Consider the following 17750-nt stretch of genomic DNA (forward strand, 5'->3'; position numbering starts at 1 on the left):
GCGCCATTCTGGCAAAGAGGCGCGACGGAAATCTGGTGGCGCTGCGTTCAGACATAAAGCAAGTCAAATACAGGAGCTTTATGATGTCTGCGTTACGCACATGGGCCACGCCACTGACCGTCGCAACCTTCTTTTTTATGGGGATGACGGGGATTTTGATGTTCTTTCATCTGGATAGCACGTTGAACAAGCTGCTGCACGAATGGGGCGGCTGGCTGATGGTGGGGGGCGTACTGGCGCATCTGGTGCTGAACTGGCGTCCCTTTACCAGCTATCTGAAACGTCCCATCGGCCAGGGCATCATCGGGCTGGGGCTGGTGGTTCTGGCGCTGTCCTTCTGGCCGGTTTCCAGCGATGGCAGCCCGGTGCGCCATCTCATGCAGGCGGTGGCGCAGTCGGATGTTGCCACGGTCATCGCGCTGAGCGGCCAGCAGCTGGATGCGGGACTGGAGGCGCTGGCGGCGGCCGGGCTGCAGGCCGATCGCACCACCACCATGGCAGAGCTCACCGGTGGCGCGCGCGGGGTGCAAATGCAGGTGATTGATGTGTTGTTTGCCGCGGGCGACTAACCGCCCCTTTGCCACGATGGCGCGGCGTTTGGCCCGGCTCTGCGGCAGTCTGCAGCGGCGCTGCCAAATGGCTGCAGGGGCAGGGCTCAGCTAACAGGAAAGCAGTATTCGAGCCGGTATTGTTCAAGCAGAGAGATGAAAGTATTCGATTTTTCAGGGCTTTCCAGCTTCTCATGCAGAATAAAGAAACTGGTTTTGTCCTTGTAAACATAGCTGTCTGCCCCCTCTCTGGGGGAGGGGGTAAAGGGCGGTTTGGGAGTGCGGCGCATTGCCATTTCGTGGCGGGCAAAAGACCCTTTTTCCATGGTGAACACCATGATGGCGGCGCCTTTTCCATCGCCATAATCGGGGATCCAGGCGGAGCGGTGTCCGTCGCGGTCTGGGTCCTGCAGCTGCAGATCCTTCAGGTTGAGCAGAAAAGACGACCACAGGACCTTGCCGTGGTCCTGCCAGTCTTCATAGACATAGGTGGTGAGGCTACAGTGCTGCAGGCGCACTTCATGTCGGCGCTCTGCGGTCTCATGAAAGCCAGCGGCTTCCACCTGGGCGGCCAGGGCTTGCCTGTGGGTGCCCGCCAAAGCAAAGGAGGCCCCAATGGCTGTCTGACCTGCCAGCAAAGCAACACCGAGACGGGCCAAGGATGCCACCGTCATTTGACGATATGCTCGTCTTTGACAAACATATTGGCCCAGGCGCGGTCGATCAGGTCTGGTGACATCTGATAGGGAATGCCTTCGAATTCGCAAATGGCAATCATCTGGTCGATCAGGAAGATCGGCTGATAGTTGGCGTAGACATTGTCGATGGTCGGGTATTTTGCTTTCAGCAAATGCACCAGCGCGGTCTCGTCCAGGGGCATACCGCGTTTGCGCGCCACCATGGCAAAGATCTTGAGGAAGTTTTCCTGGCTTGGGCCGTCGATCTTGATCTTGAAGAAGATCCGCCGCAGCGCCGCCTGGTCAAAGATCTCATTGGGGTGAAAGTTGGTGGAAAAGATCACCAGGGTGTCAAAGGGCACCTCAAATTTCTCCCCTGATTGCAGGGCGAGGATATCCTTGTTTTCTTCCAGGGGCACAATCCAGCGGTTGACCAGGGTCTGCGGCGGTTCCGCCTGGCGGCCAAGGTCATCGACGATGAAGATGCCGCCGGCGGATTTCAGTTGCAGCGGCGCCTGATAGGTGCGGGCCGTTGGGTTGTAGACCAGATCCAGCATATCCAGCGTCAGCTCACCGCCGGTGATCACCGTGGGGCGTTCACATTTCACATAGCGGCTGTCAAACCGTTTGGGGCGGCGCAGGGCGTTTGGGTCCTCTGGCGCCTCTTCGATCAAGGTATGCACAATGGGGTCATAGACGGTGATCACCTGACCGGCATATTCGATGGCACGCGGCACATAGACGTGATCGCCCAGGGCGTCGCGGATCCCGTTTGAGATCGAGGATTTACCGTTGCCGGGCGGGCCATACATCAGGATCGAGCGGCCAGCGCTGACGGCGGGCCCCAGATGGTCCAGCAGGCTGTTGGGCAGCACCAGATGGCCCATGGCGCTGACCAGCTGATCCCGTGTCACCATGATATTGCGGATCGACTGGCGTTTGATCTGTTCGCGGTAGACGTCCAGCGGCACCGGCATGGCGCCAAAATACTCAGATTGGCTCAGCGCGTCCTGTGCACGCGCCTTGCCCGCATCGGTCAGCTGATAGCCCATCTCATTACCGCTATTGGCGTTGAGCGTGCCGGTGGCCTCCAGCAGTTTTTGCTCGCGGGCCATGTCGATCAGCTCTTGTGTTACCGGCATCGGCAGGCAAATCGCCTCGGCCACTTCGCTGACCACATTGACGTTCTTACGGAAAATCGTCTTGAGCAGGATGTCCCGCATCATCACGATGGGTAGCTGCATCTGCTCTAATCCCTTGGGGGTTGGAGGTGCAGTGACGGGGCTGTTTTGCATATTCATCTGTTGGCCTGCTCATCTGATCGCGAAGGTGCCGGGGCCTGCAAAGGGCAGGGGGGGCTTGCGCAACAGTCTATTCACCACTGCGGCAAGACTGAGGCAAAGCCAGAGCAATTTAGCGGTGGAGTAGAACAGATTTGAAATGGATTGCAGCCAATAGCTGAAGCCAGCGTCAGGGGGCATCGTCAGCGCGGCCGGGGGGGGGATACAGCGTTCCGAGGTTCTGTCGACAACACAATGGTGCAAGGGCTGGGAGAGCTTGACATTACCCAAAATGGCCTCGGCTGTAGTTGGTTCGCAAAGGTCTATTTTGTCCAAGTGATTCTTAAAATGTACAGCTGTGGTCATGGCCTGACTGTACTTATTAGGGGAAACAGCTCTCGCTCCTATACGAAAGAGGGGTCAAATACGCCAAAATCTCTACCCTGAGGTGAAGTAAGGAGTGTTACTACTTCCCAGCGCAGTGTTCACATACTGCTCCTTTGTAAAGCGTTGTTATCTTGGGAAAAGGTTGATGAAAATGTTCAGGTCAAAAAGACGCGCAGAAGTCATGGAACTGGCTGAGAAACGATCCTTTATGGAGGTCATCGACCGTACTCAAGCGGTTATTGAGTTCAAAACAGATGGAACCATCCTGAAAGCAAATGACAATTTTCTATCTGCGCTGGGCTACGATCTGGATGAGATTGTGGGGCATCACCATTCAATGTTTGTCGACCCTGAGTACGTCAAGACAGAGAGCTACGCCGCTTTCTGGAAAGACCTCGCTGCGGGTGAATTTTTCACCGATCAGTTTCCAAGGGTGACCAAGAGCGGAGATGAAATCTGGATCCAAGCGACCTACGCTCCTGTTCTGGCCGCTGACGGAACTGTCGACTACGTTATCAAGCTCGCCACGGATGTGACCCAACGCAGAAAAGATACCGAAGACATCGCCAATGGTTTGGCAGCAATGGCCAGTGGGGATCTCGCACACCATGTTCAGGTATCGAGCATCGAAGACCTGAGCGTTCTGGGTAGCTCGCTGAACCAGGCAATGAAACAGCTTTCACAGGCCATGGATACTGTCAAATCCGTGTCTGTGGCTGTGTCCTCCACCGCTCACGAAATCAACGGATCAACATCGGACTTGTCCAACCGCACCGAAACCCAGGCGGCGACCCTGGAACAAACCGCTGCTGCGCTTGAAGAACTGACAGCCACCGTACGCTCTGCTGCGGAGGGCGCAAAACTGGTCGAAGACATTGTTGCCAACGCAACTGCGGCAGCCAAAGGCAGCAATCTGGTTGTGCAAGACGCAATCGTGGCCATGGATCAAATCCAGGGGTCCTCGGACAAAATTTCCCGTATCATTTCAGTCATTGATGACATCTCCTTCCAGACAAATCTTCTGGCGCTCAATGCCGGGGTCGAAGCGGCCCGCGCAGGCGACGCCGGACGTGGCTTTGCCGTGGTTGCCTCAGAAGTTCGGGCGCTGGCGCAGCGATCCACAGAGGCGGCTGGAGAAATCAAACAGCTGATCTCAGAAAGTTCCAATCATGTGAGCCAAGGGGTGGATCTGGTTGGGAAAGCCGGGGTTGAGCTGAATGCGATTATCGAGAATGTCGGCAATATTTCCGGGCATGTGTCTAATATCGCTCGCGGTGCACAGGAACAGTCGATCACGCTTGAAGAAATCAATACCGGTGTAAGTCAGCTGGATGCGGTGACGCAGCAAAACGCAGCCATGGTGGAAGAAACGACGGCAGCAAGTCAAATTTTGGCAAACGATGCGGCAAATCTGGCGCAGCAGGTGGATAAGTTTAACACCCAGGCTGGAAACGTCGTAAAGATGCCTTCTGCTGCTGCTTCAGGTGGGACACACCGGTATGACCGGGTTGCTTTTGGAACCTGATACGCCATTGCGAAATCTGCGCCTGAACCCGTTGTTTTAGGCTCCGTTGCGCGCTCTTGGCGATTTTACGGGCGCAGATTTTTCGAAACCCTGGCGGCACTATTGTCCAAAGAATGCCACCAGGGTCAGATAGATCGCCAGGGTGCCGCCAAGGCAAAAGCCCATGGGGAAGTTCTTGCCGACACTCCAGCTTTGCCATTGCGGCGCCAGGCGGCTGAGCGGAGTGTGTTTGGCCAATCTATGGGTCGCAAAGGCCGCCAGCAGGTTGGCTGCATAGATCATGATCAGGGCAGGGAGATCGGCCAGCACCACCAGTGGCGCGGCAGCGCCGATGAATTTGGCGTCTCCCCCGCCCATGACGCCAGCCGAGAAAAACAAAAAACCGATGGCAACGCCAATAGGTAGATGCAGCAGCTGCCAGCCATAGTCGGCCCAGGTCGGCATGATAAACAGCCCCAGGATCACATAGACCGAGCCCAGGATGTCATTGATCCAATTGGGAATGCGCATCGTCGACAGGTCGGTGTAGGCAGCGGCAAAACACAGCGGCAACACAAAGGGCAAAAACCAACGCGCCACCTCTGCCGATCCGGCCATAAGCTGCATGATCAGCTGTTCTCCAAAGCGCTCAGCGCCTTGGCGGCGGCTTCAAAATACTGCGGATGGGTGGCAACCGCTTGGCGCAACAGGCCCTCGCCAATTTTGACATCGCCCTGTTTGACTGCCGAAAGTGCCAGTGTGTGCAACAACTTGGCCTGTTCTGTCTGGGTCATGGAGATCACCGGCAGATCGTAGTTGCGCTGGGCGCCACGGGCCAGAACCAGGTTGTTCTTGGCGGTGAACAGGCTTTGGTCCTGGTGGATTGCTTCGCCAAACAAACGCTCTGCTTCGCTGTAATCGCCACGGGTCAGCTTGGAATAGCCCCAGTTGTTCATGATCTTGGCAGGCCGGGTGGTGAGCCCAACAGCGGTTTCATAAAAGCTATCGGCGCGTTTCCATTCCTGATTGGCATCGGCGACCATGGCTTCCAAGCGATAGCGCTGGTAGGTTTCATGGGTCGGGGGGATCGCATTCAGGGCGGTTTTTGCCAGATCCCAATCGCCGATACGGATCAACGAGTCCGCAAGCCCAAGACGATCTTCACTGGTGACCTCGGGCATGGCAACAACCTTTTTCCAGGCTGCGGCGGCCTCGGTGTTGCGCTTGGCCCGGATCAAAGAGATCGCCAGGCCACGCTGCATATCGATCCGTTCGGGGTTGTTTTTCACACTGTCCCGGAAATAGGTCACCGCCTGATTAGGATCGGCCACGGTCAACATCACATCATTGAGATTGGTTTCATCAATGACATTTACGTCCTGAAGGGCGCGTTCGACGGTTTCTTCACCGTCCTGTTTACCACAGGCTGACAGCGCAAGAGCGCCTGCCAGACATGCAGATACTAGAAATACGTGGCGCATGTTCCTGCGTCCTTTTTCTGCTCAGCCTCTAGAGGTCGGGGTTTTTGTGAAGCGCATAGCTTCCCCCGCCTTGTTGCACCAACTTGTACGCGTTGTTTTCTGTGCTTTGCCCGTCACTATGAGGGGTATTTTCATTTTTTTCGAGAGCCAAGCGCAAATTATCCCGGATTGCGTCACTTTCGCCATTGTTCAGCGCAAAGGCCCGCTTGAGGATCTGCACCGCCTCAGCGGTTTTGCCCCGTTCCATCAGCACTATGCCTAGGTTGTTATGGGGCTCGGCCCAGTCGGGGGCCTGTTTGACCGCACGCCGTAGCAGCTCCTCGGCCTGACCCATTCGGCCAAGACCGAGATTGGCCGAGCCCAGGCTGGACAGGATCTCCGGGGTCAATCCATGGTCCAATGTGGCGCGGGTAAAGGCATCCAGCGCGAGGTCGTATTCCTGGGCAGCCATCAAACGGTGGCCGACCACGAGCGGATCTTCCCCTTCTTGGCGGCTGTCGATGCCTGGAGCCCAGCTGTTGGAATTTTTCTGTGAGAGGCCCGCCGGAGAACAGCCAACCGCCACCAATGCAAAAGCAAAGGCGGCGGCGCGCGGTACATATTGGCGAACAGGGATACCCCGTTCGAATTTCGTCATCATCAGTTGCCTGCATTGCCCATATTGGTGATGTTCTGCACCGATGGGCCAACCAGAATGATCAGCAGCGGTGGAACCGTCAGCATCATTGTGGCAAGGGTCATCTTCACTGGCAACTTATTTGCGGCCTCTTCGGCCCGCATCACGCGTTTGTCCCGCATTTCCGCGGCATAGACCCGCAGTGCCTCGGCGATCGAGGTGCCAAAGGCGGCAGATTGGATCATCACGGTGGTAAAGGAGGAGATATCCTGCACGCCACAGCGGGTGCCCATGTCGCGCAGCACCTTTTCCTTGTCTTTACCGGCCTTCATCTCATGGGCGACAATGTCGAATTCATAGGCAAGCTGCGGGTAGGAGGCTTTCAGCTCCGAGGCGACGCGGACAATGGATTGATCCAGTGACTGACCTGCCTCAACGCAGACGAGCATCATGTCCAGAGAATCCGGGAAACCGGATTCGATTTCTTCTTTGCGTTCGGCAATGCGCCGGGTGACCCAATATCTGGGCAGCATATAGCCGGCGCCACCTGGGCCAATGATCCGAATGACCAGCGCCTGGGTTTCGAATTCAAAACCGGCGTTCATCACGTAGACATAGAACAGACCCGCAGCGAGCCCGATGAGGCCAAAGGCCATTTGGGCAAAGTGAAAAATCCGCACTGCATCCTTTGAGTGATACCCCGCCTGGCGCAGCTTCAGCTCCATCGCCGACAGTTCCTCGGCGTTCTGGGGCTCCAGGAAACTGGCAAATTTCTGCAACTGTTCGTTGCGGTTGTGCTGACGCAGGCGTTCTTTTTGCGGTGTTTTCTGGCTGTCCGTGGACAGGTCACGTTGCAGTTTCTTCAGTGGATCTTCGGGCTGGTTGAGCAGCAGAAGCGCTGCAATGACCACCATCAGCAGGCCCAAGAGGCCCAGCGCCAGCAGCGGACCAAAGGCACCAAACTGATCCGTGAGATAGGTTTCGATATTGGCAAAGATGCTCATGGTCTCCTCCTCACACTTTGATGTTGGTTAGGTGGCGCATCACAAACAGGTTCACCGTCAACATGATGCCGACAAAGAAACAGGCTGGAATGAACCAAGGGTGCCCCATCACTTCGTCGTAATAGGTAGGATCCCGGAGCAGGGTGACCATTAGGGCCAGCAGCGGGAAGGCCGAGAGGAATTTACCGGACCATTGTGCCTCGGCGGTGATGGCCTTGACCCGGCGAAACAAACGGAACCGGGCCCGGATAACCTTGGCCAGACCAGCCAGAACCTCAGCCAGGTTGCCGCCTGATTGCTGCTGAATGGTCACCGCAACGGACAAAAAGCGCAGATCCTGAATATCGAGCCGTTCGGCCATTTCTTTCAGCGCTTCGCCAACATCCCGCCCATAGGCGCTTTCATCGGCAATGATGCCAAATTCGGTGGCCAGGGGATCTTCGATTTCATGCGCGACGATTTGCACGGTCGAGTTGAACGGGTGACCCACCCGCAGGCTGCGCACCATCAGCTCCACCGCATCTGGCAGTTGCTCTTCGATCATGGCCATGCGTTTGCTGGCCTTCCGGTTGACCCAGAAAAACACTCCGCCCACACCCATGACGATCGCGGCCAGAACCCGCAGGGGCAGGGGGGTATTGGTGCCGATGCTGAGGCCAAAAAAGGCAAGGGTGGCGACCCCTGCCATGATCATCATCAGCTGTTTGGGACTAAAGGCGATGGCCGCCTTTTGCGCCTTTTCGGCAAGAATGGAATAGAGCGGGATGGTCTTGGATTTGCCATGCTGGCCCAGTTCCTTGCGCAGCTGCTCCAACACTTGTTCGCGGCTGCTGCCCTTCTCCATCATTTCCAGACGGCGATTGACCTGATTGTTCAGCCGAATGGATTTGCCAAAGGCTACCAGATAGATGCCCTCGACCAAGACCACCACACCGACAAAGATCAGGATATAGATGACCGGTTCTGCACTCAGTTGCATCTTCAGACCTCCACTTGGCTGGGTTCATAAATTGAAGATGGCAGGTCATAGCCCCAAAGACGGAAGCGCTCGGAATAGTGGCTGCGCACGCCGGTGGCGGTGAAATGGCCGATGATCTTGTTGTCGGGGGTCAGCCCGACACGCTGAAAGCGGAACAGCTCCTGCATCGAGATCACATCGCCTTCCATGCCGGTGATTTCGGTGATCGAGGTCATCCGACGCGAGCCATCCTGCAGACGCGAGGCCTGTACAATGACGTTCACCGCCGAAGAGATCTGACTGCGCACCGCCTTGATCGGCATTTCCATGCCGGCCATGGCGATCATGTTTTCCAGTCGGGAAATGCCATCGCGCGCCGAGTTGGCGTGGATTGTGGTCATCGACCCATCGTGGCCGGTGTTCATCGCCTGCAACATGTCGATGACTTCTTCACCACGGGTTTCCCCGACGATGATCCGGTCCGGACGCATCCGCAGGGCGTTTTTCAGACAATCCCGTGGCGAGACTTCGCCTTTGCCCTCAACATTGGGCGGGCGGCTTTCCATTCGTCCCACATGGGTCTGTTGCAGCTGAAGTTCCGCAGTATCCTCGATCGTCAGAATACGTTCGGCGTTATCAATAAAGGACGAAAGCGCGTTCAGCGTGGTGGTTTTACCAGACCCGGTCCCGCCTGACACAATCACATTGAGCCGGGTGGAAACGGCAGCCTGAAGATAGGCGGCCATTTCTTCGGTGAAGGCGCCAAATTCAACCAGGTCATCAATGCCCAGCTTGTCTTTTTTGAACTTCCGAATCGACACCAATGAGCCATCCACCGCAACCGGCGGCACCATGGCGTTGAAGCGCGAACCATCAGCCAGACGGGCATCCACATAAGGGTTGCTCTCATCCACACGACGGCCAACAGCCGATACAATCTTGTCGATGATCCGCATCAGGTGCTTTTCATCTTTGAAGGCGATGTTGCTCAGCTGCAGTTTACCGCTGCGTTCGATGAAAATCTGGTGCGGGCCGTTGACCAGAATATCGCTGACGGTTTCATCCTGCAAAAGCGTCTCAAGCGGGCCCAGGCCGGTGACCTCATCATAGAGCTCTTTGTTGAGCGTCATGCGGTCTTCGCGGTTGAGCACAATACCCTTTTCTTCAAGGATTTCAGCGGCAATGGCAGAAATTTCGCCGCGCAGCTCTGCTTCCGGGGCGGTTTCCAGGGCAGCCAGGTTGAGGTTTTCCAGCAAGTCGCGGTGCAGCTGAACCTTGATCTCGCTCAGACGTTCCTGGCGCTTGCGCTCCTTGTCATGGGCGGAGGCTTCGGCAGCTACGCGGGTGATCGGACGCCGCAGGCTGGGTTTTGCAGCCGGGCTGGGCGTCGCTGCTGCAGCGGCTTCGACGACCGGTGCTGCGGCCTTTGGCTTGGATGGTTGTTTCTTGTACTTCGAAAACATGAGAGACCCCCCGGGTACTCAGTAAAATGGGACGGTAGAGGCTAGGCTGCTGCCTCGGCCTCGTTTGCCCCCAGGTCGTGCAGGGAGCGCGCCAGTTTGGCGATTTCCTTGCGCAGGGGGTTCTTGGCGTTTGATGTTGCCAGTGGTAGCCCGTGATCGCAGCTTTGGGTGATTGGTTTGCCGCCATCGGGCAGTTGCAGGTCAATCGAGATGCCAAGGCTTTCGGCCATGCGTTTGACCCGGCTTTTGCCGCTGAGGTCGGTGAATTTTGGTGCCCGGTTCAGGGCAAAGCGCAGTTTGTCAAAGGGCAGGCCTTCGGATTGCAGGGCCCGTTTCAGGCGCAGGGCGTTCTGGGCCGAGCGCATGTCCAGCTCGATCAGGGCAAAATAGACATGGGCCATCTGCAAAATGGTTTCCGACCACTGCACCAGCGTATGGGGCATGTCGATGATGACAAAATCAAAATGGCTGCGGGCCATTTCCACTACGCGTTCGATGTCTTCCACTGAGATGAATTCCAGCGGGATCATGTCACTGGGCGCGGTCAGAACCTGCAGTTTTTCCTCAAAGGGCAGCAGCGCCTGGCCAAAAATATCGGCATCCATCTCTTCGGTTTCGCTCCACATCTCCATCACGACCTCGCGGCGCGGCAGATCGAGATAGGTCGAAATCGACCCCTGCTGCATGTCAAAGTCCAGCAGGCAAACCGAAGGCGCCTTTTGGCTGCTCATCTCGGCGAGCTCCCAGGCGAGGTTCACCGCCAGCGTGGTCGAGCCAGTGCCACCGGCCAAGCCGTGACAGACGATAACCGCGCCTTCACGGCGGGCATCCGGTTGCAGAGCATGTGGATTGTTTTGCGCTGCTGGCTCGGGCTCGGGTGTGCTGAGCCGGTCAATGGCGGCCTGCAATTCGCGCTCTGGCAGCGGATAGGGAATAAACTCATCAGCTCCCTGTCGCAGCAGGGTGTGCAGGGCGGCGGGGCTGACTTCCTCGGCGATCAGAATCACCTTGATGTCGCGGGCCTTGGCCTGAGTGATGATTTCGCCCATCTGCGCCAGGTTGGCTTCATCCTCACTGTCCATTGCCAGGGCGACAAATTCCAGGGTCTCGGCTTCGGGCTGGGCAAAAAAGGCCAGGGTTTCGTTAAACCCAAGATCGCCCCAGGCCTCGCCCAGTGCTGTTTCCATGTCTTCAATCAAGAGGTCGAAATTCTGCACGTCGCGGCTGATTGTGCAGGCAACAATGGCAGCTGTTTCAGTTTGTGGCATTTCACCGCTCATCGACATCATCCTCTTGGTTCCAAAGCGGTCTGGCAAACGACGGATTGCCTGACTGCTTCTGAGGATCAATGTCGGTGAAGATCTGGGCGAGATTGGGGCCAAAAAGCCCCAATTATTGGGAATTGTTAAGGGTTCCTAAAACTCTAAGAACTTGGCGGGCCGTTAGGGCCAGATTATTCCCCAGCGGTGGGCAGAGATTGCTCAGCGGTCAGTGTTGTGGGGACAACGGCGCTTTCGACGTAGTCGCGATAGACGATCTGCGCATATTTGCCATCCAGCACCGAAGGGTGGCGTTTCAGGAAGCCGCTTACTTCGGTGACGGTGCGGCGATTGCGGCGCTCCGGTTCCTGGGTCAGGATCAGCGGCTGGCTTTCCCCCTGCGACACCATGGCCTCCAGGCGGCGGCGATCAATGCCACGGCTCACCAGGTGATTGACGGCAGCGCGGGCGCGGCGCAGGCCAAGCCGTTTGTTGTAGCTATTGCCGCCAACGGCATCCGTGTGGCCATAGACCCGGAAGCGGACTTCGGGGAATTGCTTGATCCATGCCGCTTGGCGATCCAGTACCGCGCGGGCTTCACCATCCAGGCGGGCCTCATTAAAGCCAAAATTGATAGTGGTTGGCACTTCTTCGGCAAACCGGGCGGCCAGCTGAATGGCATATTCGCCTTCGCCGCGCATCATCGCCGTGTTATTGGCGGTGGCTGCGCCCATCAGGCTGCTGTCCAGCGGTTCACCCGCCTGATTGTGGCTACAGGCTGTGGCGCTTAGGAACAGCCCCAGGATCGCTACGCTTTTGATCATTTTCCCGGTCATCCTTTGCTTTAGTCCATCACATAGCCGTAAGAGCCGTTGAAGTCTTGCTTGGCAACTTCACTGGCAGGGCCTTTTTGGGAATGAACCGTGCGGCCCAAGAGAAAGAGCTCGGACTCACTTGGGGGTTTGATGCGGTCGGTTGGCAGGCTCAGGGCCTCGCCACGGGTGGGGGTGACCAGGTGGGCGCTGACAATAATCACCAGCTCTGTTTGATTGCGCTGATAATCGGCGCTGCGGAACAGGGCGCCCAGCACTGGAACATCGCCAATCCACGGCACCTGTGAGGTCTGATCCAGAAAGTCGTCCTGCACCAGTCCGGCAACAGCGAAGCTCTCACCGTCGCGTAACTCAACAGTGGTCGAGGTTTCGCGGCGCGAAAACGCAGCGACATTGAGGCCATTTGCGGTGATGGTGTTGGTAGAATCGACCGCAGAAACGGCGGCCTTGAGCTCGAGATTGATCAGATCGCCATCCACGACCCTTGGAATAAAGTTCAACTCAATACCAAAGGGTTTGAATTCGATTGCGACGGTGCCGCCTTCCTGGGCGACGGGAATAGGATATTCGCCACCGGCCAGGAATTTGGCCTCTTGCCCGGAGAGAGCAGAAAGGTTCGGCTCGGCCAGGGTGCGCACCACGCCTTTGCGTTCCAGGGCTTCCAGCAACAGTCCAACCTGAAGTGATCCGACGCCAAATTGAAAGCCAATTGCCCCGGCAATGCCGTCTTTGACTTCGATGGCGTTGCCGAGCCCATTGTCGCCAAACAACCATTGGCCGGTTTCTCCGGCGGTGCCGCTGCTGCCGCCTAGAGCAACCGAGGAATGCAGGGCTTTGGAGACGGAGCGCTGCATTTCGGCAAAACGCACCTTCAGCATGACCTGCTGCACACCGCCAACGTTCATCAGGTTGCTCACCCGTTCGGGGGCATAACGTTCGGCCAGATCCAGGGCGCGTTGCAGACGCGCCGCACTGGAGACATTGCCGGACAGAACGATCCCGTCGTTTGCGGTGCGCACTTCGATTTGTTCACCCGGCAGGATCTGGCGGAGGCGTTGTTTGAACTCCGAGACATCTGCAGCCACCCGTACATTTACATTGGTGATCAGCTTGCCCGAGGCATCCAGCAGGGTCAGGGTGGTCAGACCGGGGGATTTTCCCAGCACATAGATGGTGCGGTCGGACAGCGAAGAGATATCGGCGATATTGGGGTTGGCAATGCTCAGCTCGGCAAAGGGGTCATCGCTTTCGACCACCACGGCGCGGTTCATCGGCACATCCAAAGTAACAGAGACGCCGCGTTTGACCACGCGCAACCCATTGGCCAGAGACGCCTCTGGCACAGCCATACAGAGCAACGATAGCCCAGTGAGAGCTGCCGCCATAAATCCACGAATTCTCATGTGACCTGCCTTTCCGATCACGCCTCATTTTCGGGTCTTTTTGCCCGTTGTTTGGCTACACTCTGCGGCAATTTGCGAATTATTGCAAGAATCAAAGGCTTCTGGCGGAGAGTTACAGCTATTTCCCTGTGGGGCAGCGGCAACAGAAAAAAACGGGCCATCCCAAAGGACAGCCCGGTGCTGGAGGTTAATTGGTTGAGAACACAGCCCTTCCTAAATCAACAGGCCTAAACGATCTGGCCGGAAGTCGCTGGTTTGGGCACTGCTTCTTGCGCTGCGCCTTAGTTGGTGCAGGGGATCGGGATTTCCACCACTTCAGCGCCACGGCGGGTGCGGATGGTGCAGACCCGTTTTTGTTCGACCGGCGCTGGCGCCAGTTGCTCACCAAGGCCCAGAAGACTGCGCTGGTTCACTTCGACAACCGAAGCCACCGTATCATCACCGGCGCCAACCAAAGACAGTGACAGGCGCCCGGTGGTCTGGGCCTGTGCCAATGCGGCCACCTGTTCTGGCTGCACCGCAACGGTGACGGTGCGGGCAATTGTGGCTCCGTTGATTTCGCTGCTGGCGCTTTGGTCCACTGCGATCAATTCGATGCTGGGTTCAATAAGCCGGGTGATCTCTTGCCCGCCGCGATTTGCTCCATGCTGCACGCTGCCGGTCCAGTAGACATCCACATGGTCGCCAGGACGCAGGAAGCCAGACACACCTGAGGACACATCAACGCTAATCGCAAAGGCACGCATGCCACGGCGCAACTGCGAAGTAATGCCGGCATCCTGGCCTGGATTGGTCAGCTTGGCCTTCAGCAGGGCCTCATCCTTTTCCATAGTCCGCAACACCACCCGCAGATCGCCAGGATTGGCCGGGGGGAACAGGGCCTCCAGCGAGGTAAAGGCGCCTTCGGGGATAGATTCACTGGGCCAGCGTACCTTGCGCACCAGGTCTTTGGTAAGCCGTTCGCCGTATTTCAACTGGCTGTTGGCCACAAAAACGTCTGTGGTTGGGATCACTTCGCCACGATTGGCGCGTTCCCGGGCAAGTTCGTTCTGGTAGGCGGAGATGTAGTTCTTTGCCATCATCACAGCGCCGCCAGCGAGGGCGACCCCGACAATAAGGACTAATCCAAATACTGCGCGCATTGTGTGACCTTTCACGGTGGGGACCGACCCCACCTCGGGGGCGGAGCCAGCATGTTGAATAGTCTTTCAGTGACAACGTGCACCCTACTGGTGCGGTGATCCGATTGGATCAGGAGAAGTCCCAGTTTGACATAAATGCTACCAGAGCATTCACCAAACCCATTGTGCCGTTTAGCATCTGATCTGAGATCAAAACCGTGAGACCGACGATTGCAGCGGTCAATACCACCCAATCCACGGTCACAGCACCATCGTCGCTGGCGATAAATGACCAAAACTTTTTCATTTTGCCCCTCGCTCGAAACTGGCTTCGGGAAAAGGGCCGCGTCCTTCTTGTAAAGGCGCGGCCCCAAAATTGCAGACGCTACAGATAGCGACCTTTGGTCAATTACTGACCTGCGTCACCAACTGTGGTGCCTTCTTGGATCAGGAACGCGCTTGTGGCACCGGTCAGGTTGGTCGAACCAGTTTCGATGGCGGTGTAGGCAGCACCGGCCAGAGCAGCAACAGCAGCGGTCAGAACAACCCAGTCAACGGTCACGGCGCCAGAGTCGTCTTTGCGGAAGTTTTTGATGAATTTGATCATTGTATTGTCCCTCCAGGGATATCTAAGGTTTTGCGTTACCCGGCGACGTCGTTTCAGGGTCTGTCTCTCTCTCTCACCGACCCTGTGTCGCTTGGATGAATACATATAGCCGGGAGAGCGTGGCAGGAATTGGGCCGGATTCTGGAAATCGCTGCCTAATTTTAACTTTTTGACAATATCGCAGGTAAGCGTCTGTAAAATAACGATTTATGAATTTACTCTTTGTCAACCCTCGGGGCTTTGCTGGGGCGAAAGGCTGCAAATATGGCGAAACTGCCAGATTTGAGGCGGTAAAACTGGCTTTTTGCGCCGGGATCGGTGAGTCTGCCGGAAAAAAGGCCTAAGTATTGAGCGGTAAAATGACCAAGAGATCTCTATTGGGGGTGACATTTATCATTGCCCCCCTGGTTCTGGCCCTTGGGGTGGCAGAGACTGCTGCCCAACAGAGTGATGCGGGCGTGCCAAGCGCCGTGCCGCAGCCTTTTCCAAGCTTTGAGGCCAGACGCGTTGCTGCGCCCAAGCCCGGCACGCCGCCAAAGATCACCATTCAGATCGAGGAACCGCAGTCGGCGCCTGTGTCCGGGGCCGGTGACGCCCCACAGACCGCAGCCAGTGCAGCTGTCGCACCGGGGGAGATTGGCCGCTATGGCTGGTTCTGGCAGCGGGTTCCAACCGGGATCGCGGGGGAGCCGACGCACAATCGCCTGGAGCTGGCGCTAACGGCGCTCAGGACCGCACCAACCCCGGTTTCCGCACCTGGCTTGCAGCTGATGCAGCAAATCATCCAGGAACAGGCCGTGCCGATCTTGATTGCCTCAGCGGATAGCCAGGTGTCCCCGGCGCTGGTGCTGGCGGTAATCGCGGTGGAATCCGCAGGTAAGGCAGAGGCGGTGAGCAGCGCCGGGGCAGAGGGGTTGATGCAATTGATGCCGGATACAGCAGCGCGCTTTGGTGTGTCGGATGCTTTGATGGCGGATCAGAACATCAGTGGCGGCATCCAATACCTGGATTGGCTGCTTGACGAATTTTCCGGGGACGCGGTTCTGGCGCTGGCGGGGTATAACGCAGGCGAAGGGGCGGTACGGGCCCATCAAGGCGTGCCACCCTTTGCCGAAACCCGTGACTATGTGCCCAAGGTGCTTGCGGCCTATCAAGTGGCCCGTGCGCTGTGCCTGACACCGCCAGAGCTGATCAGCGATGGCTGTGTGTTTCGATCGGTGAAATGAAATGACGGCTAGACATGATGAGAGAGCCTCGGCAGATCTCATAGCGATCTGTCGCACAGGCAGGCATCACCTGCTGTCTTGATATACACAAAGGCCCCACAAAAAACGGGGCCACATGGGCCCCGCATGATGGGTGTGCCATCTGATTGGGCGCTCACCCGTAAAGGGCCCGCGCCTGCGAGAACGACAGCAGGCGTTTGCTGTTTTCATCCCACAAATGCAGGCGAGCGCAGGCCAGGCTTTCGCGGATGGTCAGCCGGTTTTTCATCGCCAGCTCGGAATGATCCTTAATCACCTCGGTGAGACGGTAAAAGGGGATACGGCTATAGAGATGATGGACCTGGTGAATGCCAATATTGGCCGTGAACCATTGCAAGACCGCTGGCAGGACATAGTAAGAGCTGCCATTGAGCGCGGCATCATGCAGCTGCCAATCGCCGGCGTTTTCCCAGTGGGTGGTTTCAAACTGGTGCTGCACATAGAACAGCCAGACACCTGCGGTGGCCGCCAGAATGGTCGAGGGCAGGAAGATCAGCAACAGCGGCAACAGGCCGCCAAAGTACCAGATCGCGCCCAGAGCCGCCAGAATGGCCAGGTTGGTGCCCATGGCACTGGTCCAATAGCGCAGGCTGTTCATCAGACCCAGCGGGATGCGGTTTTGCAGAAGGAACAGGTAGCTTGGCCCCAGGCCAAACAGTGTGAACGGGCTGCGATAGACCCGGTAGTGCAACTTACCAAAAGGCGACAGCGCCTGATACTCCGCCACGGTGAGGGTGTGCACATCCCCCATGCCACGCTTGTCGAGATTGCCCGCAGCGCTGTGGTGCTCAGAATGGGTGCGGCGCCAGACATCATAGGGGGTGAGGGTCAAAACTCCCAAGATGCGGCCAACCCAGTCGCTCAACTGTCGATTTTTGAAAAAGGCACCATGGCCGCAGTCGTGTTGGATTGTGAACAGGCGCAGCAAAAAGGCAGCATTTACCACCGAGATCGCAAAAGCCAGCCAGTAGCTGTATGACAAAGCCCACCACGCCAGCGCCCAAAGCAGGAAGAACGGTATCGCGCTGACCCCTAGTTCAAAGCCGCTGCGCAGCTCGTTGGGCTCGCGATATTTTGCCAAAATCTTCACCCAATCGCGCGAAGACCGCTCGGGAGACTGCGGTTTGGGAAGGTCATTGGAGTTTGTCATGCGCCTGCCGTGTTTTTTGAATATGTGCCTTCGGATAAACTACCTGTGTCGCTTGGCAAGTTAATTTTGCCCGCAATGTGTTCACAGCGACTTTATGCCGTCGAAAAAGGCGCATTAAAAACGACATACCCAGCATTTTTTCTGCTCTGCTCCAAAGACCCCTTGCCTTACGTCAAGGTCAGGTTTTGCGCCAG

General features: G+C 57.1%; 18 protein-coding genes. 3 read left to right on the forward strand and 15 right to left on the reverse strand.

Annotated features, from left to right (window positions below):
• The first annotated feature begins 83 nt into the window (after positions 1–83).
• A complete protein-coding gene (locus QZ268_RS02880) occupies positions 84–569 on the forward strand; it encodes a DUF4405 domain-containing protein (RefSeq protein ID WP_295447661.1) in 486 nt (161 codons plus the stop codon).
• Positions 570–655: 86 nt separating this feature from the next.
• On the opposite strand, the gene QZ268_RS02885 is transcribed toward QZ268_RS02880, so the two are convergent.
• Both QZ268_RS02885 and QZ268_RS02890 read right to left on the reverse strand, forming a co-directional pair.
• The gene (locus tag QZ268_RS02885) at positions 656–1222 is read right to left on the reverse strand and encodes a hypothetical protein (RefSeq protein ID WP_295447664.1); all 567 of its coding nucleotides are present in this window, start codon (positions 1220–1222) and stop codon (positions 656–658) included.
• Positions 1219–2526 carry an ATPase gene (locus QZ268_RS02890; RefSeq protein WP_295447667.1) on the reverse strand — a complete coding sequence of 436 codons (1308 nt, stop codon included), beginning with the start codon at positions 2524–2526 and terminating at the stop codon, positions 1219–1221. Before QZ268_RS02890 ends, QZ268_RS02885 begins: the two co-directional genes overlap by 4 nt.
• 547 nt (positions 2527–3073) lie before the next feature.
• Between QZ268_RS02890 and QZ268_RS02895 the strand changes: the two genes are divergently transcribed.
• Positions 3074–4417, forward strand: a complete 1344-nt coding sequence (locus QZ268_RS02895; protein WP_295447670.1) for a methyl-accepting chemotaxis protein — start codon at positions 3074–3076, stop codon at positions 4415–4417.
• Between the two features lie 99 nt (positions 4418–4516).
• On the opposite strand, the gene QZ268_RS02900 is transcribed toward QZ268_RS02895, so the two are convergent.
• From QZ268_RS02900 to QZ268_RS02955, 12 genes are all read right to left on the reverse strand, one after another.
• A complete protein-coding gene (locus QZ268_RS02900) occupies positions 4517–5023 on the reverse strand; it encodes a prepilin peptidase (protein ID WP_295447673.1) in 507 nt (168 codons plus the stop codon).
• Between the two features lie 2 nt (positions 5024–5025).
• Positions 5026–5877, reverse strand: a complete 852-nt coding sequence (locus QZ268_RS02905) for a tetratricopeptide repeat protein (RefSeq protein WP_295447676.1) — start codon at positions 5875–5877, stop codon at positions 5026–5028.
• Positions 5878–5905: 28 nt separating this feature from the next.
• Positions 5906–6514, reverse strand: a complete 609-nt coding sequence (locus tag QZ268_RS02910) for a tetratricopeptide repeat protein (protein WP_295447678.1) — start codon at positions 6512–6514, stop codon at positions 5906–5908.
• A gap of 2 nt (positions 6515–6516) precedes the next feature.
• The gene (locus QZ268_RS02915; protein WP_295447681.1) at positions 6517–7497 is read right to left on the reverse strand and encodes a type II secretion system F family protein; all 981 of its coding nucleotides are present in this window, start codon (positions 7495–7497) and stop codon (positions 6517–6519) included.
• Positions 7498–7507: 10 nt separating this feature from the next.
• A complete protein-coding gene (locus QZ268_RS02920; protein ID WP_295447684.1) occupies positions 7508–8476 on the reverse strand; it encodes a type II secretion system F family protein in 969 nt (322 codons plus the stop codon).
• Positions 8477–8478: 2 nt separating this feature from the next.
• Positions 8479–9918 (reverse strand): CpaF family protein, encoded by a 1440-nt coding sequence (locus QZ268_RS02925; RefSeq protein WP_295447687.1) that lies wholly within the window; start codon positions 9916–9918, stop codon positions 8479–8481.
• 41 nt (positions 9919–9959) lie between these two features.
• On the reverse strand, positions 9960–11198 hold the full coding sequence (locus QZ268_RS02930; RefSeq protein ID WP_295447689.1) for an AAA family ATPase: 1239 nt from the start codon (positions 11196–11198) through the stop codon (positions 9960–9962).
• 173 nt (positions 11199–11371) lie between these two features.
• The gene (locus tag QZ268_RS02935) at positions 11372–12001 is read right to left on the reverse strand and encodes an OmpA family protein (protein ID WP_295447692.1); all 630 of its coding nucleotides are present in this window, start codon (positions 11999–12001) and stop codon (positions 11372–11374) included.
• A gap of 20 nt (positions 12002–12021) precedes the next feature.
• The gene (locus QZ268_RS02940; RefSeq protein ID WP_295447695.1) at positions 12022–13413 is read right to left on the reverse strand and encodes a type II and III secretion system protein family protein; all 1392 of its coding nucleotides are present in this window, start codon (positions 13411–13413) and stop codon (positions 12022–12024) included.
• A gap of 281 nt (positions 13414–13694) precedes the next feature.
• Positions 13695–14555: a Flp pilus assembly protein CpaB gene (cpaB, locus tag QZ268_RS02945; protein ID WP_295447698.1), complete on the reverse strand. Its 861-nt coding sequence runs from the start codon at positions 14553–14555 to the stop codon at positions 13695–13697.
• 109 nt (positions 14556–14664) lie between these two features.
• Positions 14665–14841 carry a hypothetical protein gene (locus QZ268_RS02950; RefSeq protein WP_169731210.1) on the reverse strand — a complete coding sequence of 59 codons (177 nt, stop codon included), beginning with the start codon at positions 14839–14841 and terminating at the stop codon, positions 14665–14667.
• 102 nt (positions 14842–14943) lie between these two features.
• Complete coding sequence (locus QZ268_RS02955) at positions 14944–15141, reverse strand: hypothetical protein (protein ID WP_295447704.1); 198 nt, start codon at positions 15139–15141, stop codon at positions 14944–14946.
• A 359-nt stretch (positions 15142–15500) separates the two neighbouring features.
• Here QZ268_RS02955 and QZ268_RS02960 point away from each other — a divergent pair, with 359 nt between their 5' ends.
• Positions 15501–16367, forward strand: coding sequence for a lytic transglycosylase domain-containing protein (locus tag QZ268_RS02960; RefSeq protein ID WP_295447707.1), 867 nt, complete (start codon positions 15501–15503; stop codon positions 16365–16367).
• A 154-nt stretch (positions 16368–16521) separates the two neighbouring features.
• Here the strand turns inward: QZ268_RS02960 and QZ268_RS02965 are convergent, their stop codons facing one another.
• Positions 16522–17556, reverse strand: a complete 1035-nt coding sequence (locus QZ268_RS02965; RefSeq protein WP_295447710.1) for a fatty acid desaturase — start codon at positions 17554–17556, stop codon at positions 16522–16524.
• Positions 17557–17750 lie beyond the last annotated feature (194 nt).

It is taken from the genome of uncultured Pseudophaeobacter sp., assembly GCA_905479575.1.
Classification (GTDB): Bacteria; Pseudomonadota; Alphaproteobacteria; order Rhodobacterales; family Rhodobacteraceae; genus Pseudophaeobacter.